The sequence below is a fragment of the Arthrobacter sp. 05T45 genome (assembly GCF_056395875.1).
Genome location: NZ_JBFTKI010000003.1, coordinates 35,200 through 60,480 on the forward strand (window position 1 = coordinate 35,200; position 25,281 = coordinate 60,480).

At 65.8% G+C, this 25,281-nt stretch carries 21 protein-coding genes; 13 read left to right on the plus strand and 8 right to left on the minus strand.

Translation table 11 applies throughout. The features are described from left to right. Positions 1-12 precede the first annotated feature (12 nt). Together AC1DGD_RS04715 and glyA are read right to left on the minus strand one after the other, a co-directional pair. Positions 13-1,233 carry a sarcosine oxidase subunit beta family protein gene (locus tag AC1DGD_RS04715; RefSeq protein WP_026539064.1) on the minus strand — a complete coding sequence of 407 codons (1,221 nt, stop codon included), beginning with the start codon at positions 1,231-1,233 and terminating at the stop codon, positions 13-15. Further along, complete coding sequence (glyA, locus tag AC1DGD_RS04720; protein ID WP_476856067.1) at positions 1,230-2,570, minus strand: serine hydroxymethyltransferase; 1,341 nt, start codon at positions 2,568-2,570, stop codon at positions 1,230-1,232. Before glyA ends, AC1DGD_RS04715 begins: the two co-directional genes overlap by 4 nt. A 159-nt stretch (positions 2,571-2,729) precedes the next feature. On the opposite strand from glyA, the gene AC1DGD_RS04725 reads away from it, so the two are divergent. From AC1DGD_RS04725 to AC1DGD_RS04740, 4 genes are all read left to right on the plus strand, one after another. Next, positions 2,730-3,401 carry a GntR family transcriptional regulator gene (locus tag AC1DGD_RS04725; protein ID WP_223914767.1) on the plus strand — a complete coding sequence of 224 codons (672 nt, stop codon included), beginning with the start codon at positions 2,730-2,732 and terminating at the stop codon, positions 3,399-3,401. 630 nt (positions 3,402-4,031) lie between these two features. After that, a complete protein-coding gene (locus AC1DGD_RS04730; RefSeq protein ID WP_476856068.1) occupies positions 4,032-5,441 on the plus strand; it encodes an MFS transporter in 1,410 nt (469 codons plus the stop codon). Positions 5,442-5,502: 61 nt separating this feature from the next. Next, positions 5,503-6,759 (plus strand): aminopeptidase P family protein, encoded by a 1,257-nt coding sequence (locus AC1DGD_RS04735; protein WP_476856069.1) that lies wholly within the window; start codon positions 5,503-5,505, stop codon positions 6,757-6,759. A gap of 94 nt (positions 6,760-6,853) precedes the next feature. Continuing rightward, positions 6,854-7,663 carry an IclR family transcriptional regulator gene (locus AC1DGD_RS04740; protein ID WP_476856070.1) on the plus strand — a complete coding sequence of 270 codons (810 nt, stop codon included), beginning with the start codon at positions 6,854-6,856 and terminating at the stop codon, positions 7,661-7,663. Between the two features lie 36 nt (positions 7,664-7,699). On the opposite strand, the gene AC1DGD_RS04745 is transcribed toward AC1DGD_RS04740, so the two are convergent. Beyond that, positions 7,700-9,244, minus strand: coding sequence for a PucR family transcriptional regulator (locus AC1DGD_RS04745; RefSeq protein WP_476856071.1), 1,545 nt, complete (start codon positions 9,242-9,244; stop codon positions 7,700-7,702). A 107-nt stretch (positions 9,245-9,351) separates the two neighbouring features. Between AC1DGD_RS04745 and AC1DGD_RS04750 the strand changes: the two genes are divergently transcribed. Together AC1DGD_RS04750 and AC1DGD_RS04755 are read left to right on the plus strand one after the other, a co-directional pair. Then, on the plus strand, positions 9,352-10,881 hold the full coding sequence (locus tag AC1DGD_RS04750; RefSeq protein ID WP_476849969.1) for a purine-cytosine permease family protein: 1,530 nt from the start codon (positions 9,352-9,354) through the stop codon (positions 10,879-10,881). A 15-nt stretch (positions 10,882-10,896) separates the two neighbouring features. Then, the gene (locus tag AC1DGD_RS04755) at positions 10,897-11,868 is read left to right on the plus strand and encodes a polysaccharide deacetylase family protein (RefSeq protein ID WP_476856072.1); all 972 of its coding nucleotides are present in this window, start codon (positions 10,897-10,899) and stop codon (positions 11,866-11,868) included. A 113-nt stretch (positions 11,869-11,981) separates the two neighbouring features. Here AC1DGD_RS04755 and AC1DGD_RS04760 read toward each other — a convergent pair whose 3' ends face one another. From AC1DGD_RS04760 to uriH, 4 genes are all read right to left on the minus strand, one after another. Next, the gene (locus AC1DGD_RS04760) at positions 11,982-13,142 is read right to left on the minus strand and encodes a M20/M25/M40 family metallo-hydrolase (protein ID WP_476856073.1); all 1,161 of its coding nucleotides are present in this window, start codon (positions 13,140-13,142) and stop codon (positions 11,982-11,984) included. Positions 13,143-13,443: 301 nt separating this feature from the next. Next, positions 13,444-14,400, minus strand: coding sequence for a ribokinase (locus tag AC1DGD_RS04765; RefSeq protein ID WP_476856074.1), 957 nt, complete (start codon positions 14,398-14,400; stop codon positions 13,444-13,446). Continuing rightward, positions 14,397-15,821: a uridine transporter UriT gene (gene uriT / locus AC1DGD_RS04770; protein ID WP_243178258.1), complete on the minus strand. Its 1,425-nt coding sequence runs from the start codon at positions 15,819-15,821 to the stop codon at positions 14,397-14,399. The genes AC1DGD_RS04765 and uriT overlap by 4 nt, the downstream gene beginning before the upstream one ends. Beyond that, positions 15,818-16,831: a uridine-preferring nucleoside hydrolase UriH gene (uriH, locus tag AC1DGD_RS04775; RefSeq protein ID WP_476856075.1), complete on the minus strand. Its 1,014-nt coding sequence runs from the start codon at positions 16,829-16,831 to the stop codon at positions 15,818-15,820. The genes uriT and uriH overlap by 4 nt, the downstream gene beginning before the upstream one ends. Positions 16,832-16,997: 166 nt before the next feature. Here uriH and AC1DGD_RS04780 point away from each other — a divergent pair, with 166 nt between their 5' ends. The 6 genes from AC1DGD_RS04780 (at position 16,998) to AC1DGD_RS04805 (ending at position 23,540) form a co-directional block, all read left to right on the plus strand. Next, positions 16,998-18,047 carry a LacI family DNA-binding transcriptional regulator gene (locus AC1DGD_RS04780; protein WP_243178260.1) on the plus strand — a complete coding sequence of 350 codons (1,050 nt, stop codon included), beginning with the start codon at positions 16,998-17,000 and terminating at the stop codon, positions 18,045-18,047. A gap of 50 nt (positions 18,048-18,097) precedes the next feature. Continuing rightward, positions 18,098-19,297, plus strand: a complete 1,200-nt coding sequence (locus tag AC1DGD_RS04785; protein WP_476856076.1) for a metal-dependent hydrolase family protein — start codon at positions 18,098-18,100, stop codon at positions 19,295-19,297. A gap of 314 nt (positions 19,298-19,611) precedes the next feature. Continuing rightward, positions 19,612-20,706, plus strand: coding sequence for an extracellular solute-binding protein (locus AC1DGD_RS04790; protein ID WP_018775012.1), 1,095 nt, complete (start codon positions 19,612-19,614; stop codon positions 20,704-20,706). Position 20,707: 1 nt separating this feature from the next. Continuing rightward, on the plus strand, positions 20,708-21,595 hold the full coding sequence (locus AC1DGD_RS04795) for an ABC transporter permease (RefSeq protein WP_476856077.1): 888 nt from the start codon (positions 20,708-20,710) through the stop codon (positions 21,593-21,595). Next, positions 21,582-22,409: an ABC transporter permease gene (locus AC1DGD_RS04800; RefSeq protein ID WP_026539571.1), complete on the plus strand. Its 828-nt coding sequence runs from the start codon at positions 21,582-21,584 to the stop codon at positions 22,407-22,409. Before AC1DGD_RS04795 ends, AC1DGD_RS04800 begins: the two co-directional genes overlap by 14 nt. Before the next feature lie 9 nt (positions 22,410-22,418). Continuing rightward, positions 22,419-23,540: an ABC transporter ATP-binding protein gene (locus AC1DGD_RS04805; protein ID WP_476849962.1), complete on the plus strand. Its 1,122-nt coding sequence runs from the start codon at positions 22,419-22,421 to the stop codon at positions 23,538-23,540. A 210-nt stretch (positions 23,541-23,750) separates the two neighbouring features. On the opposite strand, the gene AC1DGD_RS04810 is transcribed toward AC1DGD_RS04805, so the two are convergent. Beyond that, the gene (locus tag AC1DGD_RS04810; protein ID WP_476849961.1) at positions 23,751-24,593 is read right to left on the minus strand and encodes an alpha/beta hydrolase; all 843 of its coding nucleotides are present in this window, start codon (positions 24,591-24,593) and stop codon (positions 23,751-23,753) included. Between the two features lie 256 nt (positions 24,594-24,849). Between AC1DGD_RS04810 and AC1DGD_RS04815 the strand changes: the two genes are divergently transcribed. Next, the gene (locus AC1DGD_RS04815; RefSeq protein WP_476849960.1) at positions 24,850-25,266 is read left to right on the plus strand and encodes a DUF7793 family protein; all 417 of its coding nucleotides are present in this window, start codon (positions 24,850-24,852) and stop codon (positions 25,264-25,266) included. Positions 25,267-25,281: the final 15 nt, after the last annotated feature.

Sequence of the window (25,281 nt, forward strand, 5' to 3'; positions counted from 1 at the left end):
CCTTACCTCTTTCTAATGGGCCACGGCGGCGGCGCCGTGTTCGTCGATCAGGGCGCCGGTTTCGAAGCGCTCGAGTGCAAAGGGCTTATTGAGTTTGTGCGGTTCTCCGGTGGCGATCGTGTGGGCGAACGTCAGCCCGGCCGCCGGTGTGCCCTTGAATCCGCCGGTGCCCCAGCCGCAGTTGACGAACATGTTTTCCACCGGGGTGGTGCCTACGATCGGGGAGGCGTCCAGGGTGGTGTCCACGATGCCGCCCCACGTCCGGAGCACGTGGGCCCTGGCGAAGATCGGGAAGAGTTCGACGGCGGCTGCCATTTGGTGCTCGATCACGTGGAAGGATCCGCGCTGGCCGTAGCCGTTGTACGAGTCCACGCCGGCGCCCATGACCAGTTCGCCCTTGTGCGCCTGGGAGACGTAGACGTGGACGTGGTTGGACATGACGACGGTGGGGTGGACGGGTTCGTGCAGTTCGGACACGAGTGCCTGGAGCGGGTGGGACTGGATGGGGAGCCGGAATCCGGCCATTTCGGCAAGCACCGAGCTGTGCCCGGCGGCGCAGAGTCCGACCTTTTCGGTGTTGATGGTGCCGCGGGTGGTCTTGACCCCGGTGACGCGGTTGCCGTCCTTGATGAAGCCGGTGACCTCGCAGTTCTGGATGATGTCCACGCCGAGCTCGTCGCATTTGCGGGCGAACGCCCAGGCGACGTGGTCGTGCTTGGCGATGCCGGCGCGCGGCTGGTAGGTGGCGCCCATGACCGGGTAGCGGATGTTGTCGTTGATGTTCAGGATGGGGCAGAGTTCCTTGACCTGCTGCGGGTCCAGCCACTCGGCGTCGACGCCGTTGAGTTTGTTGGCCCCGACGCGGCGGACGCTTTCGCGGACGTCACCCAGGGTGTGGGCCAGGTTCATGACCCCGCGCTGGCTGAACAGGAAGTCGTATTCGAGTTCCTCCGGCAGGATCTCCCAGAGTTTCAGGGCGTGCTCGTAGATCGCCGCACTCTCGTCCCAGAGGTAGTTGGAGCGGATGATGGTAGTGTTCCGGGCCATGTTCCCGCCGGCCAGCCAGCCTTTTTCCAAGATGGCGATGTTGGTCATCCCGTGGTTCTTGGCCAGGTAATACGCCGTCGCCAGTCCATGTCCGCCGCCGCCCACAATCACGGCGTCGTAGGAGGATTTGGGGTCCGGGTTGCGCCAGAGGAAGTCCGGGTGCTCCGGCAGGTGTTCGGTGGTCATTGTGCTGCTCCAATCAGTTCTGCCTCAAGCCCGGTCGCCGTCGTGCCGGTGCCGAGATGCGGGTAAAGGGGGAACCGGTCCGCGAGGGCGCTGACGCGTCCACGCAGTTCAGCGGCGGTTTGGTCGCTGAGTTCGTCCCCGGGCGCCTGCGAGATGAGGGCGGAGGCGATGATGTCCGCCACCTCGGTGAACTCCGCGGCACCGAAGCCGCGGGTGGCCAGGGCGGGGGTGCCGATCCGCAGCCCGGAGGACACCATGGGCGGGCGGGGATCGAACGGGACGGCGTTGCGGTTGACGGTGATGCCGATCCGGTGGAGCCGGTCTTCGGCCTGCTGCCCGTCCAGTTCCGAGTCCCGCAGGTCCACCAGGACCAGGTGCACATCGGTGCCGCCGTTGACCACGGAGATCCCGGCCGCCGCGACGTCGTCCTTAAGGAGCCGGGACGCGAGGATCCCGGCGCCTTCGAGCGTGCGCTCCTGGCGTTCCTTGAACTCCGGTGACGCCGCGATCTTGAAGGCCACGGCCTTGGCCGCGATCACGTGTTCCAGCGGGCCGCCCTGCTGGCCGGGGAACACGGCGCTGTTGATCTTGCGTGCGTACTCCTCCTTGGCCAGGATCACGCCTCCGCGCGGTCCGCCGAGGGTCTTGTGCGTGGTGGTGGTGACGACGTCGGCGTAGGGGACCGGGTTCGGGTGAAGCCCGGCGGCCACGAGGCCGGCGAAGTGTGCCATGTCCACCATGAGGTAGGCGCCCACGAGGTCGGCGATGCGCCGGAACTCGGCGAAGTCCAGCTGCCGAGAGTAGGCGGACCAGCCGGCCACGATCATCTTGGGCCGGTGTTCAAGGGCCAGGGCCTCCACTTCGGCCATGTCCACCAGGTGGTTGTGCTCGCTCACGTGGTACGGGACCACGTTGTAGAGCTTGCCGGAGAAATTGATTTTCATCCCGTGGGTGAGGTGGCCGCCGTGGGCCAGGGCCAGTCCCATGATGGTGTCGCCCGGTTCCAGGAGGGCGAACATGGCGGCGGCGTTGGCCTGCGCGCCGGAGTGCGGCTGGACGTTGGCGTACTCGGCGCCGAACAGGGCCTTGACCCGGTCGATCGCGAGCTGTTCGATCACGTCAACGTGCTCGCAGCCGCCGTAGTAGCGCTTGCCCGGGTAGCCCTCGGCGTACTTGTTGGTCAGCACCGAACCCTGTGCCTCCATGACCCCGGCGGGGGCGAAGTTCTCGGACGCAATCATTTCCAGGGTGGACTGCTGGCGCTTCAGTTCGCGCGCCACGGCCTCTTCGACCTCGGGATCGACTACGGAAAGTCGCTCGTTCAACTGCTCAACCACGGTTGCTCCTTTGAAATACCACTATTGCTATGACTGATATATCAGTGTGAGAACAATGGTATGATTGAGATCACACCAGAGTCAATAGCCGGAAGCCAAGTGGAACCAGGCTTCCGGTTGAAATCCAGGAACGTTGAAATCCAGATACGGAGCCGAGCTGTGAATGCACTCACCGTCCTGCCGCCCGCAGAGGACGAAGCCATCTCCCAGGCGGAGGCCGCGTACAGGCAGTTGCGCGACAAGCTGATCATGCTCGAAATCCGGCCGGGCGAACCCATCAATGACGGGCAGCTCGCCGCCGAGCTCGGGTTCGGCCGTACTCCCGTGCGCGAGGCGATCAAGCGGCTGGAAGTGGACCACCTGGTGGTTTCCTACCCGCGAAGGGGAACCTTTGCCACCACCGTGGACTTCACGGAGCTGGCCGACGTCTCGGAAATCCGGGAACTGCTGGAACCCCTGGCGGCGCGGCGGGCGGCAACGCGGGCCAACGCCGCCATGCGCCGCGAGCTGCTGGATGTCGCCAAGACCATTGCGGAACTGGCCCCGAGCCCAGCAGAGTCCCGGGAGCTGATGCGCTACGACCTGACGGTGCACCGCCTGATCTACCGGGCCGCGGCCAACCCGCATCTGGAAGACACGCTGATCCGCTACGACAACCTGGCCACGCGCATCTGGTGCCTGGTCCTGGACAAGGTCCCCTCGGTCAGCGGCCACATTAGCGAGCACGTGGAGCTGCTCAAGGCGGTGGCCGAGGGCGACGCGGACAGGGCCGGCGAACTCGCCCTGCACCACGTCACCAGCTTCGAGGAGACCATCCGCAAGGTCCTCTAGCCGCGGACGGGGGACCCTCCCGCCGAGATCGCGGGAAGCGTGCGGGCTCGCCCTAAGCTTCCGGCGAGCCCGCACGTGACCGGCGACTTCGACCACGACGGGCGCCCGAGTCACCGCCGCAGTGGATTGGAGTTCCGGAACTTCAGCCGTTTTTCTTCCAGCGCTTCGGCCACTTCACGTTCATCAGAAGCAGCCCCAGCAGGAGCGAGTCGACGGTCATGATTCCGGCCATGAGATAGGCCCACCCGGCCATCATGGCTCGTCCGCCGTCCGGCGGCCGGAAGTGCACGTGCGTACCAGAATGCCCAAGACGATCTCCTGACCTGGCCCCCCAGTCGCTCGATAGTTCACCAAGTCTCGCACTGCGGCGCCCCGGAGGGAACCGCGCCGCTGCCCAGCCCAAGCTTTTCACAAGGCAGCAGTTCGGGGGCGCATTCTACGCAACCACGTCTCGTTGAATGCAACCTTGGGTTCCAAGGTGGGCCGCTCCCGAGGCTGGCGCGCCCGGGCATCTACATTGACTTAATCCACAAGCCTGAAACAAAAAAGCATTGACTGTGTCATGCGTCACGCCTATTCTGGTGCAACAGCGTTGCACTGAATGCAACTCCAAAACACTTTGGTGGACACATGAGTAACGAAACTTCCTCCCCCGCCACTCTTGCGGGGCAGACCAGCCCGGAGTCGAATAGCGGGCATGGCAGTACGTCCTCGGGACAGACCACGTTGAGCGGCCATGCGGCCCCTGGCGGCCACGATCCCGCAGTCAGTAGGGAAACCCGACGGCGGGTCGTCGCCGCCAGCTTCATCGGAAACTTCGTCGAATGGTTCGACTACGCCGTCTACGGCTACCTGGCCGCAACAATCGCCGCGGTCTTCTTCCCCGAGTCCAATCCCCAGACGGCGCTTCTACTGACTTTCGCCCTCTTCGCCATCTCGTTCCTGGTGCGGCCGCTTGGCGGCTTCGTCTGGGGCCACATCGGTGACCGGGTGGGGCGCCGGACTGCCCTTTCCCTGTCTATCCTGATCATGTCCGGAGCGACCTTCTGCATCGCACTGATCCCGGGGTACAACTCCATCGGCATCTGGGCCCCGATCCTGCTCCTGGTGGTGCGCGTCGTCCAGGGCTTCTCCGCCTCCGGCGAATACGCCGGCGCGTCCGCCTTCCTGGTCGAGTACGCCCCGGCCAACAAACGCGGCCTGTACGCGGCGGTGGTTCCGGCCAGCACGGCCGCGGGCCTGCTGCTCGGCTCCCTGCTCGCGGGCCTGCTGACCGTCCTGCTCAGCGCCGAGGCGATGCAGAGTTGGGGATGGCGCCTGCCGTTCCTGCTCGCCGCCCCGATGGGCCTGATCGGACGCTACATCCGCACGAAGCTCGAAGACACGCCGGTGTTCCGCGAACTGGCAGAGGAGGACCAGGCCATCAAGGCCCCGGTATCCAGCCTCTTCCGGAAGCACTGGCGGTTGCTGCTGAAGGCCGTCGGAGCCGTGCTGCTCAACGCCGTCGGGTTCTACGTGATCCTCAGCTACATGCCCACATATCTGTCCTCGGAGCTCGGTCTCGGCGCGGCCGAATCCTTCCTGGCCACCACCATCGCCCTGGTGACGTACATCGGGTTCATCTTCCTGACCGGAATGCTCTCGGACCGCTACGGCCGCAAAAAGGTGCTGATCGCCGCATCCTTGAGCTTCATCCTGCTGACCGTACCGGCCTTCGCCCTGCTGGGCACCGGGAACTTCCTGGTGATCGTCCTGGTCCAGATCCTGCTGGGCGGCATGCTGACGCTCAACGACGGTACGCTCCCGAGCTTCCTGGCGGAGATGTTCCCCACCCGCGTCCGCTACAGCGGCTTCGCCGTCAGCTTCAATCTCTCCAACGCGCTCTTCGGCGGCACGGCGCCGTTCGTGGCGACCCTCCTGATCGCCACGACGGCCAATAGCCTGGCGCCGGCCTGGTACCTGGCCGGCGCCGCGGTCATCTCCCTGATCGCCGTAGCGCTCTCCCGGGAAACCAGTAAAGAACCGCTGCGCCACGAGTAGTCCCGGCCGACGCCCACATTTTCCCTCCTAAGAAATCAAACCGCAGAAAGGCACCACCATCATGACCATCGCAACGTCCAACAATGCTTCGTCCATCGCCGAACTGGAGCGACTGAAAGTCCTGCACAACGGGCAGAAGGAAAAGCTGACCTTTTCCAACGCCGAATTTGAGCGCCGGCTCGGCGGACTGCGCCGCATCATGGCCGAAAAGGACCTGGACGCCGTCGTCCTGACCAGCTACCACTCCATCAAGTACTACTCGGACTTCCTCTTTACCTACTTCGGCCGGTCCTACGCCATGGTGGTCACCAAGGACGACACCGTGACCGTCACGGCCAACATCGACGCCGGCATGCCGTGGCGGCGCAGCTATGGCGACAACGTGGTGTACACGGACTGGCGCCGGGACAACTACATCTTCGCCATCCAGGAGGCGCTGCGCACCCGCGGCATCAACCCCCGCCGGCTCGGCGTCGAAGACGATTCGCTCCCGCTGGACAACCGCAACAAGATCCAGGCGGCCTTTGCGGGGGCCACCCTGGTGGACGTGGCCCAGGCCGCGATGCGCCAGCGGATGATCAAATCGGCCGAAGAGATCGAGGTGATCAAGCACGGGGCCCGCATCGGTGACCTGGGCGGCGAAGCCATCCGCAACGCCATCACCGCCGGCATCACCGAATATGAGGTCGCCCTGATCGGCACCGAAGCCATGGTCCACGAAATCGCGCGGACGTTCCCGGACTCGGAAATCCGTGACACCTGGGTCTGGTTCCAGTCCGGCATCAACACCGACGGCGCCCACAACTGGGCCACCACGCGCAAGATCCAGGAACACGACATCCTGTCCCTGAACTGCTTCCCCATGACCTCCGGCTACTACACGGCACTGGAGCGCACCCTGTTCTACGGCGAACCCGACGCCCGCTCCCTCGAACTGTGGAACATCAACGTCGAGGTCCACAAGCGCGGCCTCGAGCTCATCAAGCCGGGGGCTGTCTGCAAGGACATCGCCGCCGAGCTGAACGAGATCTACGTCAGCCACGGACTTCTCGCCAACCGGACGTTCGGCTACGGACACTCCTTCGGCGTCCTGAGCCACTACTACGGCCGCGAAGCCGGACTGGAACTCCGCGAGGACATCGACACCGTGCTCGAGCCCGGCATGGTGGTCTCCATGGAACCCATGATCACCGTCCTGGACGGCCAGCCCGGCGCAGGCGGCTACCGTGAGCACGACATCCTGGTGGTCGGCGAGGACGGAGCCGAGAACATCACCAAGTTCCCGTTCGGCCCCGAATACAACATCATCGGAGCCTGAGGCGCCCAGACCCCCTGAAGGCAGGACCCAGAAGCGGCGCCACGTCCACCGTGGCGCCGCTTTTGGGCCCTCATGCGGAATGATGGTAGACACCATGACCCCAGCAGAATCTCCCGGGACCACCGGAAACGGCGACACCAAGGGCACCTCCGTCATCGTCAACGCCATCGCCGTGCTGCGAACCTTCACGGCGGACGAACCGTTGCTCGGGGTCACCGAGATCGCGAACCGGGTGGGCCTGCACAAGAGCACGGTTTCCCGGATCCTGGCCACGTTCGAACAGGAACACCTGGTGGAACGCGATCCGGAAACCCGCCGCTTCCGGCTGGGGCTGGGACTGATCGCCGTCGCCGGGCCGTTGCTGGCCGAACTGGAAGAACGGCGGGTGGCGTATCCCGTCCTGCGTGAACTTACCGAACAGACCGGCGAAACCAGCGCCCTCATGGTGTGGAACGGCGCAGAGTCAATGTGCGTGGAGCAGATCGCCAGCCACCACCAGATCAAGCACACCACCCCGCTGGGAGCCCGGTACACCGACGCCATGAGCGCCTCCGTGCAGGTCTTCCTGGCCGCAGCGCCCGTCGAACGCGTCCGTGTGCTCCTGCGCAGCGGGGCGATCAGCTACCCGGGGCTCGATGATGCGGGCCTGGATGGCTACCAGATCAAGCTCAAGGACGTGACGGCCCGGGGCTGGGCCATCAACTACGGCGAATCCTCCATCGATGAAGTGGGCGTGGCCGCTCCCGTCCACGACCACCGCGGCGATATCGTGGCGGCCGTCCTGATCTCGGCGCCGCGGTTCCGCGTCTCACGCGAAGGGCTGCAGGGCCTGGGCGAAGCGTGCGCCGCTGCGGCCGACAAGATCACCAGCCGGCTGGGCGGCCGGGCGTCCAGCAACGGCTGACGCGGCGCACGCCCGGACTAAGGCGCCGAGCGCACGTCAGCTGAGCCGGGCCAGCCGCGCGGCCAAATGCAACGCTGCGAGCCGGCCCGTCCGCCGGGGGTCGCCGCCGCACAGCTCGAAGATCCGCTGCAGCCGTTGATGCATCGATTGCCGCTCCACGTGCAGTTCCCTCGCCGCCTGGGCCGTGTTGCAGCCGGAATCCAGCCACATGGCCAGGGTGCCAAGCAGCCGGGAATTGCGTTGCGCATCATAATCCAGGAGAGCCCCCAGCTGCTGGCGCACGAAGTTCCGCCGTTGGCCAGGGTCCAGGCTTCCCACGGCAAGGCGTTCGACGGCGAATGCCTCGCAATCGATCACGGGACTGTGCGGACCTTGGGTTCCCGTATGTGGTTGCCCCAGCGCGCCCGCCAATTCCAGGGTCAGCCTGGCCTCCGACAAGGACCAGGGGGCCTCGGAAATCCCGGCGGCCAGCGGGCCGACGGCAACCAGCGTGTCTGACGGTGCCGGTAGCGCCCGCAGACCAGCCAGAAGTGCGTCCCTGCTGTCCAGCGGCCTGTCGCCCGGGAGGACCGCGACCGCCAGCAGCTCGGCATTATCGACATAGGTTGCGCTGGGCTGCGCCCCGCGGGCCAAGAGCTGCTCCACAGAAGCGCGGAGGTGTTGGAGCATGCCGGAGCGGACCACGATGGCCACGATTGTGGCACCCGGCCGAATCCCGGCCGCGGCAGCCAATTGCTGGAGCCGCCACGTTTGACTGCCGGAATCAATCGCGCGAAGCAGGGCCGCCCCGGCGACTTCCTTGAGCCCGGGGGACATTCGCTGCAGCAACGCCAGGGCAAGGATGTCCACAGAACGATTTCCGGCCGTCCGGGCCAGGTTCTGGTCCTCGTCCGCTGGGACCCGCAGCAACAGCTGAGCCGCAAGGATGCCGCGGATGGGCACGTCGATGTGGATCAGGCGTGCCTGCTCCTGCGGCCCGACGGTGGAGGCATCGGCGTCGGCGGCCTCGGCCCGACCATGGGTTGCACTAGCCAGGGTCGCGCCGGCTATGGACGTCAGCGTCACCTCGGCATTGATGATGCCGGCCAGCACGGCGAGGATCCGGTCCAGGCCACCGCCGTGCGCCAGTTCGACGGCCATCGCGTGACTGGCCTCATCGGCCCGCCGCAACTGCGATACCGAGTCGCTGACCAGCATCGAATTGATGGCCTGCGTGATTCCGACGAACGGCACCACCCCGCGAAGTTCGATCAGCGGAAGGCCGGCTGCTTCGGCGGCCGCCACCATTGAGGACGGCAGGGACGGCAGGGCGGACCCGGTTTCGATAGCTACGGCGGCAACGCCCCGCTCCGCCAGTTGGCGGATGTAGTTGACCTGCCGCTCCTCCGAGGCGAGGGCCAGGGCTTCTCCGCCCGTCAGCAGAAGTTCCCCGCCAGCCAGCAGGGGCGCGATATCAATGATTTCACTGGAGTGGATCCACCGCAGCTGCGCCCGGGCGGCGGCCCTGGCCGCGGCGCGGACAATGGGGTCGGCGGCCGCCATGGTCGGATGGTTCAGGACGTCTTGAAGAAGGATGGACATTACACTCCGTCGCGTTGCTCTGGGTATATTTAGACACATTGTATATAGTGGTATGTGGCCCACGACACATAATCTTGAGGAATCCCACACATCCTCGGAGGCTCCACATGCGTCAAAAATCCCCAGCGGCCCCTGCCGGCACCGCGCCGGAAGCGAGCGTAGACCACGAAGCGTGGCTCCAGCCCATCCCCGAATCACAACGGACCCGCAAGGTCTCCGGCCAGTTCTGGATCTGGGCCGGCGCCAATCTCGCCCCGATCAACTGGGTGCTCGGAGCGCTCGGCATCCAGCTTGGCCTGGGATTCGCGGACACCGTCACGGTTCTTGTCCTCGGAAACCTGATCGGGATGCTGCTCTTCGGCTGCTTCGTCCTGCTGGGCCAAAAGACCGGAGCGACCGGCATGGTGCTGGCCCGCGCCGCCTTCGGCCGGCGCGGCAACTACCTGCCCGCCGGCATCCAGGCTCTCCTGGTGATCGGCTGGTGTGCGGTCAACACCTGGATCATCCTGGATCTGGTCATGGCCTTGTTCGGAACGCTCGGCTGGGTTGACCCGGAGGCCAAGAACTACGCCTGGAAGATTGGCATCGCCACCTTCATCATGGCTGTACAGGTAGCCATCGCCTGGTTCGGCTATAAAGCCATCGCCGCCTTCGAGAAGTGGACCGTGCCGCCCACCATCATCATCTTGACCGTGATGTCGGCAGTGGCCTGGTTCGGCATGAAGATCAACTGGACCTACGCCGGCCCGGCGGGGCACATCCTGGAAGGCTCGGAACGCATCGCCGCGATGAGCGCAGTCATGACGGCCATCGGCATCGGCTGGGGCATCACCTGGTTCACCTACGCCGCGGATTACTCCCGCTTTGTCAGCACCTCGGTGCCCAAGCGCAAGGTCTACCTCGCCTCGGTGCTGGGCCAGTTCATCCCGGTCGTCTGGCTGGGCATCCTGGGGGCCAGCCTGGCGACCAACACGGGTGAAATTGATCCCGGCAAACTCATCGTCCAGAACTTCGGCGCGCTGGCCCTCCCGGTGCTGCTCATGGTCCTGCACGGCCCGATCGCGACCAACATCTTGAACATTTACACCTTTTCCGTCGCCACGCAGGCCCTGGACATCTCCATCAGCCGGCGCAAGTTGAACCTGTTCGTCGGCGTCTTCTCCCTCGCGGCCGTGATCTTCTTCATCTTCCAGGAGGATTTCGCCTCCGTGCTGGATGCCTGGCTGATTGGGCTGGTCGCCTGGGTGGCTGCCTGGGGCGGAGTCATGCTGGTCCATTACTTCTGGATCGAGAAGCGCTGGCCCGGCGACCCGTCCCGGCTCTTTGACGCCGTCGGCACCAAACGCCTGCCGGGCGTGAATCCGGCCGGTGTCGCTTCCCTGCTCATCGGCATCTTCGCCACCTGGCTGTTCATGTACGGACTGGTGCCGGCCATGCAGGGGCCCATCGCCGTCGCCCTGGGCGGATGGGACCTGTCCTGGCTCGCCGGGGGACTGGCCAGTGCCGCGGCTTACGCCGTCCTCGGTCCGCGGTTCCACAGGAAGTTCCTGGATGTCCCCACCCCCAGCGAACAGACCGCAGATTCACCTGACGCTACCGGCCTTGCGGTCACATCAACCACGCCCGCCGCCCTCTAGCAGGAGATCAACCCCGTGAACTTCCCCGCTTTCGCCGACACCGCCCATCCCATTACCTGGCCCGAAGGTCATCGTGCCGCGGCGTCCTTCACCTTCGACGTCGACGCCGAATCCTGCACCATCGCCCATGACCCGCAGAGCACCAGGCGCATGTCCCTCATGACGCACCAGTCCTACGGGCCCAAGGTCGCCGTCCCGCGGATTCTGCAGATCCTCGAGCGCCAGCAGATCCAGGCGACGTTCTTCGTCCCGGGTTTCACCGCCGAATGCTACCCGGACGTGGTCCGCCGGATAGCCGACGGCGGCCACGAGATTGCACACCACGGGTACCTGCACGAACCCATGCAAGGCATCGACGCCGCCACGGAGGCGCGGTACCTGGACCGGGGCCTGGATGCCCTGGCCAAGGCCGCCGGCGTCCGGCCGACCGGCTACAGGGCACCGTGGTGGGAGCTCAACTGGCATTCCCCGGCCCTCCTTGCCGACCGCGGGTTCCTGTATGACTCAAGCCTGCTCGACGGCGACGCGCCGTACCGCTTCAGCGTTGCCGAGGCAGACCCCCGCGATCTCGTGGAAATCCCTGTCGACTGGGCTTTGGACGACTGGGAGCAGTATGCCTTCTACCCGGGCGTCACCGGAAGCGGCGTCATCGAAAGCCCGGCCAAGGTCCTCGAAATGTGGACGCTGGAGGCCGAGGCCCACCACGCTGCCGGGAGCTGCTTCGTCCTGACCAACCACCCCTTCATTTCCGGCCGGCCGTCCAAGGCCGTGGCCCTGGAACAGCTGATGGACCGGGTCAAGTCGATGGACGGCATGTGGGTCACCACCATGGAGAAGATCGCGCAGCACACGCGCGACTCCGTCGAGGAGATCCACACCCACGCGCGCATTGCCGTGCCCGGATTCCCGGACACCGGCGCACAGTTCACACCGGCCGGCGTGCGGCAGCCCCAAGGAGCCACGGCGCGGCGCGGGGCCGGAATCTAGGGCACAAATTCGGCCCTGGCAAGCACAGGTCCCCGGCACGGCCCCTCGTCAGAAGGTGGCTGGGCCGGGGACCTTCCTGCGGGGCGGCCCGGAGCCGGCGGCGAAGCTGGTGTTTAGCCGGTCTTGGCCATCGCGTAGGCCACGGTGCCGTAGGCCAGGGCGCCGGACATTTCGGTGAGCAGTTCCGGGTTTGTGTTGGCGATCGTGTCGCAGGCCTCGTGGTAACAGGGATCCAGGTCCTTGCCCGCCACCCCGCCATAGGCCTGCGCCTGGGCCTGGGTCTTCCTCTTCTCATCCCCGGTGAACAGCCCGCCGCCGGGAATGCCGGCCGAGAGGAAGGCGTCGTAGTCCGAGCCCCCGTCAAAGGGCGTGGTCTCGGCCGGCAGCGCGTTCTCCTGGAAGTACCGGAACAGGATGTCCTCGATCGCCTTGGACCCGGCCGGGCCGGCGTCGCCGAAATCCGATCCGTCCCCGTCATGCACGGACCGCACACCGTTGGGCGAGGCCGCCATGTCCACGTTCAGGTTCGCGGCGGTCTGGCCGATCTCGGTCTGGCTGAGTTCGTCGACGTAGTGCTGGGACCCGTACAGGCCGTCCTCCTCGCCGCCCCAGAACGCGAACCGGACCCGGTTGGCCGGGGCGATCCCGGCCTCCTTCATCCACCGCGCGGTCTCCAGGACGGCCGCGACCCCGCTGGCGTTGTCGTTGATGCCCGGGCCCTCCTGCACGGAGTCCAGGTGCGCACCCACCACCACGGTGTGCCCGGCACTGCCCCCGGTGTCGGCGAGGATGTTGAAGGACTCCACCGTCTTGCCGCGGCGGCCGTCCTCTTTGAACGTGAAGCTCTGCCGCACCGGTTCATACCCGGCGGCGCGCAGCTGTTCCTCGACGTAGCGGGCCGACTCCTCATACCCCGAGGTGCCCGAGGCCCGGTTCCCGCCGTTGGCATCGGCCACCCGCTGCAGCGCCTGCAGGTGCCCCACCATGTCCCGGGACTTGAACGCCGCCAGCACCGTGCGCGCATCCACCGTGCTCGCCGGGGTTAGCTGCGGGACCGCAGCACTCGGGCTGGCGGACTCGGCGGGTGCGGCGGATTGGCTCGTCCCGCCGCCGGATTTGCTCGGTGTGCCACCTGAGGGTGTGCCAGATGGTGTGCCACCGGACGGAACGCCGGCCGACGGGATGCCAGCCGCGACACCGGAGGTACAGGCCGACGTCGAGAGCAGGACCAGGGCGAGGAGCGAGGGAAGTACGTGCTTGCGGAGAGTGATCATGCCGGGAGCCCATCACTAGTCGGTACAAGTTCGCTTGCTCCGGCTCGATTGGTCAGGACGCTCGCCACTGACGCTCCAGTAAGTCGCGGCCACCATCGCCCGGCAAATACTCCTATCAGGTCGAACCATTGTCGGCCCCGCGGCTGTAACTTCAATAGCGCCTCGCTGTGAATCTGCTGTGCAATTGGGTTGCATCAACCAAGGACCACCAGACCGGTCCGGCGCTTAACCGGGAGGGGGCGCCGCAGACAGGCTCTGCGGCGCCCCCTCCCGTGGCGGCCCTAACTGGCGGGGGTGGCCGTTAAGCGAGCAGTCCCTCCACATCCGCCGCTTTCGGGTACGCCGTTTGCGTCCCCTTCCTGGTCGCTGCCAAGGCCGCGGCAACGGACGCGAAGGCGGCAGCGGCCGGAAGTGAATCGCCGGCGGCAAGGCGCGCAGCCACGGCCCCGGTGAATGCATCGCCTGCACCGGTGGTGTCCTTGGCGTCGACCCTGGTGGGTTCAATGCGGGTGATGCGGCCCTCGGCGCCGGCTCCGGAGTCCAGGACGACGGAGCCGTTCGCCCCCAAAGTGACCACAACGCGGTGCAGTCCGCGATCGGCGAACTTGTCCCGGACCGGCGCCCACGCCGCGGTGTCAGCCCCGGCGTCGGGCACGGCGGCGCCGCCCAGGAACAGCGACGCCTCATGCGCGTTCACCAGCAGGATGTCGCAGAGTGCGGCCAAGCTCGACGGGATCTCGGCGTAGGGCGACAGGTTGAGCAGAACTGTCGCCCCGGCGTCGTGGCCCAAGCGGGCCGCGGCCTCAACGGTGTCCAGACCGACCTCGAGGCACAGGCACATCACGGACGCGCCCTCGAACAATTCGGCGGAAGCGGCAACATCCCCGGGCGCCAGTGTGCCGTTGGCTCCGGCCGAGATGATGATGTTGTTCTCACCGTGGGCGTCGACGGAAATGACGGCGACGCCGGTCGCAGCATCAGGCGTGCGGCGGACGCGGGAAATGTCCACCCCGGCCCCGGCGGTGGAGGCCAGAAGCATGGTCCCGTTGGTGTCGTCGCCCACCGCACCGATCAGCGCGACCCGGCTTCCGAGTTTGGCCGCCGCGACCGCCTGGTTGGCGCTCTTGCCGCCGGGATTGACCGCAAAGCCATTCCCGTGCACCGTTTCGCCGGGGAGGGGGAGCCTGTCGCAGTAGATGGTCAGGTCCGCATTCAGTGAACCGACGACGACGATCCGGCCAGAGTCCGGGCGGGTCATTTCGCCTCAGCTTCCAAGGGCTTGGGAATCAGGAGTGAGGCGGCGAAAGCCGCCACGGTGATGATCAGGCCCACCGTGATCGCGGTCAAGTAGGATGCCTGGGCATCGCCCAGTGCAGAAGAGGCCACCAGCGCTGCCGGCAGGACCAGGAAGCTCAGGCCGGCGCCCAGGTTGAACGCGCCGGCGTTCATGCCGGGGAGAAAGCCGGGGTTGCCAGCTGGGGAGAGGACAACGCCAAGGCCGTTCAGCATGATGTTGACCGTACCCGCGTACATGATGCCCAGCAACGCTGTTCCGGCAATCATCATGGGCAGGCTGCTGAGTCCGAAGAAGGCGATGATCGCCAGGGCCACGACGCTGCCGGCCATGCCGATCCGCAAAACTTTGGTGTAGCCGAAAACCGGGGCCAAACGGCCGCTGATGGGTCCGACAACCCAGCCCAGGAGGGCGTAGGGAGTCAGGATGATGAGTGACATTTCGGTCGGTCCCACGCCGAAGCCGGGAGCCGTGGCCTGCACGTAGGCGGGAACGATCCCGTTGATGACCGCGAAGACGCCGGTCATGGTCAGGATTGTGGTCAGCAACGGCGCCCAAGTGGAGCGCTGGCGCAGGTGGGCGGTCTCCACCATGGGCTGCCGGGAGCGCTTTTCCACCGTCCAGAACCCGAAGAAGGCGATCACTGCAACGGCGATGAGGGCAGTCGCCAGTGCGAGGGTGCCGGGGGAGAATCCGCTGACCAGTTTGGAGGCCTCGTTGAGGGCTGTGAGCAGGGCGCCGACCGCGATCACGATGAAGAAGACGCCGGGCCAGTCCATCTTGGTGCCCACCGCCGGCTTGCTCTCACCGGCCAGAACGGCGACCAGGCCCGCCGCCACGACGGCCAGCACCACCATGAGCCAGAAGATGCTGCGGAATCCGTAATGCTCGGCGAAGTAACCGCCGACAAAGGAGTCGACGCCGGCAACCCCGCCGTTGACGGCGGTGATGAGGCCCATGAGGGCACCGTACTTCCGCGGGTCACTGACGGCGGAGCGCAGCATGATCAGGCACAGCGGGACCGTGGGGCCGCTGACGCCCTGGATGATGCGTCCGACGAAGAGCCAGGTGATATCGGGAGCCATGGCCGCGATCACCGAGCCGACAGCCATCATCAACATCATGCCCAGCAGGATCTTCTTGCGCCCCACAATGTCGCTCAGGCGCGGCAGGAAGAGGGAAAACAGTGCTGCCGCGGTGAAGAACCAGGTCTGGGACAGGCCGATCACGGCCTGATCGGTGTGGAGTTCGTTGCCCATCGTGACCAGGGCGGGGCTGAGCATCGATGCGTTGAGCTGGAAGGCAATGCAGGCCGTCAACAGGGCCGCCGTGAGTGCAGCGACGCTTCGTCCCGTTGTCTTGGATTCGTAAGTCAGAGTGCTCATGAGTTGGCTCCGTTTCCTGCGCCGATGCTGACGGTGGCGGACGGGTCCACGTCGCCGATGCGCACCAGGGCGTCTGTGACGAGGTTCCAGAACTTCGCGTGATCGAGGTCCACAGCAACAGACGTGTGGCAGTCCTCCGGTGCCGGGGCGCGGAAATCGGCGACGGTCATGCCGAGCGTCAGTTGGCCCTGCAGTTCGATGTTCACGGGGACTTTGCGGGTGGTCATCACCGTGGGATCGATGACGTAGGCCACCGCGCAGGGGTCGTGGACGGGCGGGTAATCGAAGCCCTGGGCGTCCTTGTACGTCTTGGTGAAGAACTCCATCAGCTCCAGCACGAACTGGGCGGGCTTGGTACCCACGGCGGCGATTTTTTCCACGACTTCGGGGGTCGCGAGGGCCTGGTGCGTGAGGTCCAAGCCCACCATGACCACCGGCCACGGCTCGTTGAACACAATATGTGCGGCCTCGGGGTCGATGATGATGTTGAATTCGGAAACGGCGCTCCAGTTGCCTACGTGGTACCCGCCGCCCATGAGCACAACTTCTTTCACGCGCTCCACGATGCGCGGCTCCTTGCGGGCCGCCATGGCAATGTTGGTCAGTCCTGCCGTGGGCACCAGCGTCACAGTGCCAGGCTCGTGCGCCATAACAGTGTCGATGATGAGGTCGACGGCGTGGCGCGGGTCCAGTTCGATGCTGGATTCGGGCTGGGCGGGGCCGTCCATGCCGCTCTCACCGTGGATGTCGGGGGCGGTTTCGATGCTGCGGACCAAGGGCCGATCGCAGCCGGCGGCGAAGGGGACGCCGGTGATGCCGGCAATCGTGCCCACCGACAGGGCGTTGCGGGTGACCCTTTCGAGGGTCTGGTTGCCGACGACCGTTGTGACCGCGAGCAGCTCAATGTACGGATTGCCGTGAGCCAGCAGCATGGCCACGGCGTCGTCATGGCCTGGGTCGCAGTCCAGGATGATCTTCCTGCGTTCCGGTTTCAGGGTGATGGGATCCACGTAAATATCTCCACGTCGTTGGGGGTCCGCCGGGGCGGTGCGATAAAGCGTTCAGAGTGAGTTTGGCACTGTCAAGCGTCAAGCGTCAAGCGCTTAACGTAAGTGACGTCAAGCGCTTGATGTCTTGCGGCAGGTGCGATGCGTCACTCCCGGCTACGATCGAGGTATGGAATCCGGCGAACAAGTACACGAGCTTCGGGGGCGCACCCCGCGCGTCACTGCGGCGATGGTGGCTGCGCGGGCCGGGGTCTCCACCGCAACGGTCTCCCTTGTGGCCAACGGGAAGACCCAGGGGCGGGTCTCGGAGGACAACATTTCGCGGGTCCGGGAAGCCATTGCGGAACTCGGCTATGTGGTGGACAGTATTGGCAGTTCGCTAGCCAAGGGCATCAGTTCGATCGTCATTCTCGTGGCGCCGGACATCTCCAACCCTTTCTTCGCCAACGTCATTGCAGGTGTCCGCGGCGCGCTCGGCGCCGAATACCAGCTGCTGCTCTCCGTCACGGACGCCGGGGAGTTCCCGCGCGTCGACGACGTCCGCAGGCTCCTGGCTTTGCGGCCGGCCGGGCTGCTCGTAGATGCGCCCAGCGCGGAGTTCCTGGAGGATCTTTCCGTCGCTGGGCCTCTCGTTCTGCTGGACGCCCCCGGCTTGGAGTCCTTCGCCCCCTCGGTGAATCTCGACGTCGGACACGGCGCCCGCCTGCTGGCCCGGCACCTGGCGGACGCCGGACACAAACAAGCGGCGTACATGGACAGTGTGACCGGCACGGCGACCTTCGATATCCGGCGGGCGGCATTCCTAGAGGAGTCCGCGGCGCTGGGCATCACCGTGGCCACGGACCATGTCATCGGCACCACCATTGACGTCGGCGCCGCCGCCGGCGCGTTCGCCGCGGCGTGGCCGGATTGGCAGCGGGACGGTGTCACCGCCGTCGTCTGCGCCACCGATACCCATGCCTACGGCGTGCTGCAGGAAGCCAGGGTGGCCGGCGTCCGCATTCCGCAGGAACTGGCCGTGGCAGGCTTCGATGACCTGCCCTATTCGGCCACGTCCAACCCGGGCCTGACCAGCGTCCACCTTCCGGGCGACGCCCTCGGGGCCAGGGCCGGCGAACAGCTCCGCAGGGTCATGGAGGGCAAGGGCTTGGAACAGCACCAGCTGATCCTCCAGGGTTCACTGATGGTCCGCGGTTCCACGGAACCGGCCAGCACCTAGAAAACCGGACCGAGCCCACCCACGAACATCTCACCCGAGGAGTTGTCAGCATGACCAACGCAGACGCCCTGACCATCCACAATGCCCGGATCTTTGACGGACATTCGCCCGAGCTGGCGAGCGGATCCATCCTGTTCCGGGACGGGATCATCCAGGAGACCGGCGACGTCATCCCCGAAGGTGAGGTGATCGACGCCGGCGGCCGCGTCGTGGTGCCAGGGCTCATCGATGCCCACTTTCACGCGTACGCCGTGGGCTTGGGCGGCCTTGAGGTTGAGCGCTCGCTCCTGAGCTACACCGCACTGGTGGGGGCGCGCCGCTTGGGCGCCGCCGTGCGGCGGGGATTCACGACCGTCCGCGATGTGGCCGGCGGGGACAGCGGGCTGGCCCGCGCCATCCGCAGCGGCCTGGTCACGGCTCCGAGATACTACTACACGGGTCCGGCCCTCAGCCAAACCGGTGGCCATGGCGATCCCCGGTCCGCGGATCTGGATGTCTGCTTCGATCACGGTCACATGTGCGCCGTGGTGGACGGGGTGGACAACCTGCGCCGGGCAGTTCGTGATCGGTTCCGCACGGGAAGCCACGCCATCAAGATCATGACTTCCGGAGGCGTGGTCTCCCTGACTGATCCCATCCGGCTGCCGCAGTATTCAGCGGAAGAAGTCCGGGCGGTGGTGGACGAGGCCACCCGGCGCAAGAGTTACGTGGCGGCCCATGCGTATTCACCCGAGGCAATCAGGCATTCCGTGGAAAACGGGGTACGTTCCATAGAACACGGGAACCTCTTGGACCGGGACACGGCGCAGATGATGGCCGAGCACGGGAGCTTCCTCGTGCCGACGCTTGCCGCCTACGACGCCATGAGCCGAAGGGGAGCTGCAATGGGCCTGAACCCCGTTTCCCAGGCCAAGAACGCCGAGGTGCTTGAGGCCGGCAAAATTGCTGTGGAACTGGCCCTGCAGGCCGGAGTCAAGGTGGGCTTCGGATCCGACCTGATGGGGGACCTTGAGGATGATCAGCTTGTCGGCATTCGGCTGCAGATCGAGGCGGCAGGCGTCTTGGAGACGCTGAGATCCCTTACCTCAGTAAACGCAGAGCTCCTTCAGGACCCAGGCATCGGGAGCATCGGCGCTGGAATGGCGGGCGATGCCGTGATTCTGGACGGCGACCCCTTTATGGACCCGGCAGTTCTCTGGGACCACAACAGGTCGAGGACTGTTATCCACGACGGGCGCATCATTCGGTGACCCTGGAGATGCCCGGGCGGGCTCAGGATGGCCGGCGTTAGGGGAGCTCGCGGGGCAGAAATCTCGTTGTTTCTTAAAGCAATACAACTGTTGACTAGTGAGCAACTTCACAGTTACAGTTGCGAAACCGAAAAGCCGCCGGAAGGCGGACTCGAGATCTCCAGCTGGAATGGATGGCGCGCGCGAACCGCAGCTGTCACTTCTCCTTCTCTCTTCACTTCTTCTCGCTTCACTGCGTCACACGCACCCCGCCACGCCCGCAATCCTGCACGCCCTCTTTTGGCGTGCCCGCGTCTATGAGAGGCACTTCCCCCATGACAGCATTCCGTTCCACTCCCTTTGACCGCAGGCAGCTCCTCAAGGCGGCAGCGCTGACGCCATTTGCGGGTCTGGCGCTCTCCGGCTGCGCGGCGAAGCCCGCCGAAAGCGCCGCTGCCAACAAGACGGTGACCGTCACGTCCTATGGTGGCTCGTACAACGACCAGCTGACCCAGACAATCCTGGACCCGTTCTCCAAGCAGTCGGGGATCCAGACGACGCTGCTGGCCAACACCTCCCTGGCCGCGCTCAAGGCCCAGGTCCAGTCCGGCGACGTGCAGTGGGACCTCGTGGAAATCACGGCGCCGGAGTATGAGGTGGCCGTGGCCGAGGGCCTGCTGGAGAAGTTCGACTACGACATCATCAGCGACAAGGGCCTGCCCGGATACGCGAAGGCTGAATACGGCATCAAGTACCTGAGCTTCCTGTTTGTCATGGCCTGGGACCAGAAGGTCATTTCCGACGCGCAGGCCCCGAAAGACTGGGCCCAATTCTTCGACCAGGGCAAGTACAACACCAAGCGCTCGGTGTACAACCAGCTCTCCGACAGCTCCGTCCTGGAAGCCGCGCTGCTGGCCGACGGTGTCCCCTTCGACAAGATCTACCCGCTCGACGTCGACCGGGCCCTTAGGGTCCTGGGCCAGCACCCGGGCAAGGACCGGCTTCTGTACCACGCCGCCAACCAGGAGCCCATCCAGCAGCTCACCTCCGGCGAGGTCTCGCTCTCCACCAGCTTCAACAACCGCATTAACGCAGCCCGCAACGACGGCGCGAAACTGAACTTCTCCGCCGAAAACGCCGTCCTCGCCGGCGACTACTTCGTGGTTCCGAAGGGCGCCAAGAACAAGGAAGCGGCCTTCAAACTGATGAACTTCATGTCCAACGACGCCGAGGCCGGCGCGGCGTTCGACAAGGTCACCAACCTGACCCTGGCCAACACCCCGGCGCTGTCCAAGCTGCCGAAGGAAATCGCCGACACGCTTCCCACCAGCCCCCGGCTCGCGGACAAGATCCTGGTCCGCGACGACAAGTGGTGGTCGCAGAACCTGAAGAAGACCGAGCAGCAGTTCAAGCTCTGGCAGGCCAGCTGACATGAGCAACGCAACCCTCGAACGGCCCCGGCCGCGGGGCCGCGGCGCGCCTGCCTCCGCCGAGGCAGCACCCCGACGGCGGCGCAGCGGCTGGTGGCTGCTGCTGGCTCCGATCCTTGCCTTCGACGTCGTGCTGTTCCTGACGCCGCTGGGCAAACTGGTCGGCGCAAGCTTCGCCGACAACGCCTACCAGCGGGTCCTCGAGGACCCGCTGGTGATGCGCGCCCTGGTCAACACCCTGACCATCAGCCTGGCCAGCACCATTGTCACCGTGGTGCTGGGCTACATCATCGCCATGGTCCTGTGGCGGGCCGGCAACGTCACCCGGGTGATCCTGTTCGCCGTCGTACTCCTGCCGTTCTGGACCGGCATCCTGGTGAAGAACTTCGCCTGGGCGGTCCTGCTCCAGGACAACGGCATTGTGAACGCATTCCTGCAGGGAATCGGGCTGACCGGTGCGCCGATCCCGTTGCTGCACAACCGGTTCGCCGTGATCGTCGGCATGGTGCACTGTCTCCTGCCGTACGCGGTGTTCCCGATCTTCTCCTCGCTGACATCGATCGATGACCGGCTGGGGCTCGCGGCCCGCTCCCTTGGCGCGCGGGAAGGATCCGTCTTCCGCAGGATCACGCTGCCGCTGAGCATGCCCGGCATTTCCGCGGCCGGGCTGCTGGTCTTCATCATCAGCACAGGCTTCTTCATCACCCCGGTGGTGATGGGCGGGCCCGGCGACATGATGATCGCCAACCAGATCGACTACTACGCCCGACAGCTCACGGACTTCTCCGGGGCCGCTGCGCTGGCCGTCATCCTGACGGTCATGGTCAGCATCCTCGTGGCCGTCTACCAGCGCGTCCTCAAGGCAGGAGGCCAACATGAAGACAACTAATCCACAGCACCGGCTGCTGGCGCTTCTTTCCATCCCGGCCTTCCTGTTCCTCGTCATTCCGACGGCGATTGTGGTGCCGGTCGCGCTGAACGACAGCCGCTACATCACCTTCCCGCCGGAGGGAATCTCCTTCGCCGCCGTGGCCGGATTCTTCGCCGACCGGGCCTGGACCTCCGCCCTGACGGCCAGCCTGCAGTCGGCGGCGATCGCCGTCGTGATCGGCGTGCTGCTGGGCGCCACCGCGGCGATCGGCCTGCACGGGCGCAAGTTTCCCGGCCAGCCCGCCGTGGTGGGTCTGATCCTCGCGCCGATGATCGTGCCGACCGTGGTGCTGGCGCTGGCGTTCTACCAGTTCTTCATCTCGATCGGCATGGTGGGCAGCATCGTCCCCATCGGCCTTGCGCACGCCGTGATCGCGACCCCCTATGTGTACCTGACCACCCGCGCCAGCCTCGCCGGGCTCAACCCGGCCCTGGTCCGGTCGGCGCAGAGCCTCGGGGCCGGACCGCTCTCCGTCCTGCGGCACGTGTATCTGCCCATCATCCTGCCCGGCCTGATCTCCGGGGCGCTCTTCGCGTTCTCGGTCTCCATCGATGAGACGGTGATGTCCCTGTTCATGCAGTCCCCGGGGGCCACCACGTTGCCGGTGAAGATGTTCACGGATATCCAGTTCAACCTGACCCCGAAGATCGCGGTGTCCTCCGCCCTGCTGGTCAGCGTCGCCACCATCGGGCTGCTGCTCCAGGTCTTGTTTGTCCTCAAGCGCCGCTCTTCAACCCGGATGCTGCCGCTGGCCGTGTCCGCACAAACGTAAGGAAAGTCGATGACCGCATCAGTGATTTCCGCGGGGCCCATTCCCGGCACGGGCAGGGCCGCCCAGGGCGCCATTGAGCTCCGCCAGGTCAGCAAGCACTACGGCGACGTCGTTGCCGTGGACGAACTGGACCTGACGGTCCAGCCGGGGGAGTTCGTGACCCTCCTGGGCCCCAGCGGCTCCGGCAAGACGACCACCATGATGATGGTGGCGGGGTTTGAAGAACACACCGCCGGAGCCATCCTCATTGACGGCAAACCCGTGGACATGCTGCCGCCCCGGGACCGCAATCTCGGTGTCGTGTTTCAGAACTACGCCCTGTTCCCGCACATGAGCGCGCTGGAAAACGTGGAGTTTGCGCTGCGCATGAGGAAGGTGCCGCGCGCGGAACGCCGCCAGCGCGCCGAGGAAGCTCTCGACCGTGTGGGACTGGGCAAGATGGGCGGGCGCAAGCCGCGCCAGCTCTCGGGCGGACAGCAGCAGCGGGTGGCGCTGGCCCGGGCACTGGTCTTCAACCCGGCGGCCCTGCTGCTGGATGAGCCGATGGCAGCCCTGGACAAGCGCCTTCGCGAGCAGATGCAGGAGGAGATCAAGACCCTGCAGAAGGGCCTGGGCATCTCCGTGCTGTTCGTGACACACGACCAGGACGAGGCCATGGCCATGTCGGACCGGATCGTGGTGATGCGGGACGGGCAGATCGTGCAGTCCGGCCCGCCGGAGGAGGTGTACAACCACCCCATGACCGACTGGGTGGCCAGCTTCCTGGGCGACACCAACCTCATCCCGTGCACCATCGTGGAGCGCAACGGCGAGGAAGCCGTGGTGGACCTCGGCGGACTGGGTATGGCAAAGGTCCGGGACCGCGGGGCAAGCGGTGAGAACTACGCCGTCTCCATCCGCCCGGAGCACCTCAAATTCAGGACACGGGCCGCGGCGGGCAACGGATGCGCCGCGACCCTGCTGTCCTCCACGAATCTTGGCGCCACGGTCCGCCACCGCCTCACTGCCGGCGGCCACGACCTCCAGCTCCGTGAGCTGAGCTCCGACAGTGTCGCCCGGATCCGGCCGGATGAGGAGCTGTGGGTGGGCTGGGACGCGGACAAGGCCCAGCTGCTGGTCCTGGAGTCCTGACCGCCGGATGCTGTGACGGCCGGGCCGGTTCCGGCACCCCTCCGCGGGACATGCCCTCCTCGGGCGCCCAGGGATGGACATATGCCCACTATGTCCATCCCTGGGCCGCGCCGGGGGACAAGTCCATTCCTGAGAGAGGGACATGTCCACTGCTGAGCGCCGGCAGGGGGCATGCCCTCGGCCGGACACGTTGACTCTGGCCGGCAGTACTCAGCCGAACTCTTTGATGAAGTCCAGGGCGGTTTGGGCGACCTCAGGCCAGCCGTGATCGATCGTGAGAGAGTGGCCGCGGTCCGGCAGCTCCTTGATTGCCGTGTGCGCCGAATTTCTTTTTTGACGCTTGTAGGACGCATTGGCGATGGCCCACGGCACGGTGTGGTCTTTCTCCCCGGAGATGATCAGCAACGGCCCCCGATCCGGATTCTTCGTGTCGACCTTGGCCTCGGTGAACGGGTTGAGGTTTGCGGTTGCAGCCTGGAACAGAGGCACGCCAGAGGCCGCGACATGAAAGGTGTCAAACAATTGACGGGCTTCGTCCTCGTCCAGGGCATTGGCCCAGCCGAAACGGAATTCGTCAAAAGTCAAAGACACTGCACGCTTTGCGTTGGCGGGATTCGCGATCACAGGCGCTGCTGACTTTAAGGCGGAGGCCGGCAGCGGCAGGACTCCCCGGAACGGTGCGGGATCGATCGCCACCGTGACTGCGGCGGCTCCGGTTCCGGCGATCCTCTGGGCGATGAGTCCGCCGAAGGAATGCCCCACGACAGCGGGCTTGATGGTGAGCTGGCCAATGGCGTCGAGGTAGTGGTCCGTGACTTGCCTGACCATCTTCTTGGCAAAGACCTCCGGGTCGCGTCTGGCCTCATCGACGCTTTCGGGATCATCGGGCCACGTGGGGGCGAGCGTGGTGTAGCCGTTCTCCTCATACAGGGCCCGCCACCGGTCCCAACTGCTGGACAGGAGCCACAGTCCGTGGACGAAGACGACGGGTTTGAGGCCGGAAGCGTTCGCCCGGTCCACCTGCTGTTGCTCGAGGTTCGTCATATCAGCCATGGCGCTCATCCGTTCGCGTGTGCATCGCGGGTCGTCGGTGGGGGACGCGGGGACGTCCTCCCGCAGGCACGAGTATGCCTGCGGGGCATGGCGAAGGCAATGCCTTTGCTGAATACCGGCACGGGCTGCGGGCCACGTGGCACCCGGGGTACGCCTTGCCGGTCAGCGACGCGGAGTGCAGCCATGGTTTGCGGTCCGCCACGCGCACCGGGCCCCAAACCCGTGGCTTGTCAGGACCGGCCCTACAATGGTCTCGATGATGCCAGGACATATAGCAGCTGCTGACGGAAAGAACGTGCTGAGCATCAGTGCGGGCATCATCACATCCGTCTGGCAGCCGGGCACGTTTGTTGATGTCGACGATGCCAGGGACGCGATGCTGGCCGTAGCGCAGATCAGCGGCGGAATACCGATGCCGATGCTCTCCGAAATGACGGACGTGGAGATCAGCGCGGCCGCCAGGTACGAGTTCGCGCAGACAACAGGGGTTCTGGCGATTGCCGTGCTTGGATCGAGCACAGTGGATCGTGTGATCGCGGCGGCCATGAGCCGGCACACCCGCTACCCCCACGAATTCTTCACGTCCCGGGACGAGGCCATGGCCTGGCTGAACAACTTCACCTCCAGCGGCCAGTCCGGTGGATACACGGACGGCATATCCGCCCTGGCGTGACAGTGCCGGCCTGCC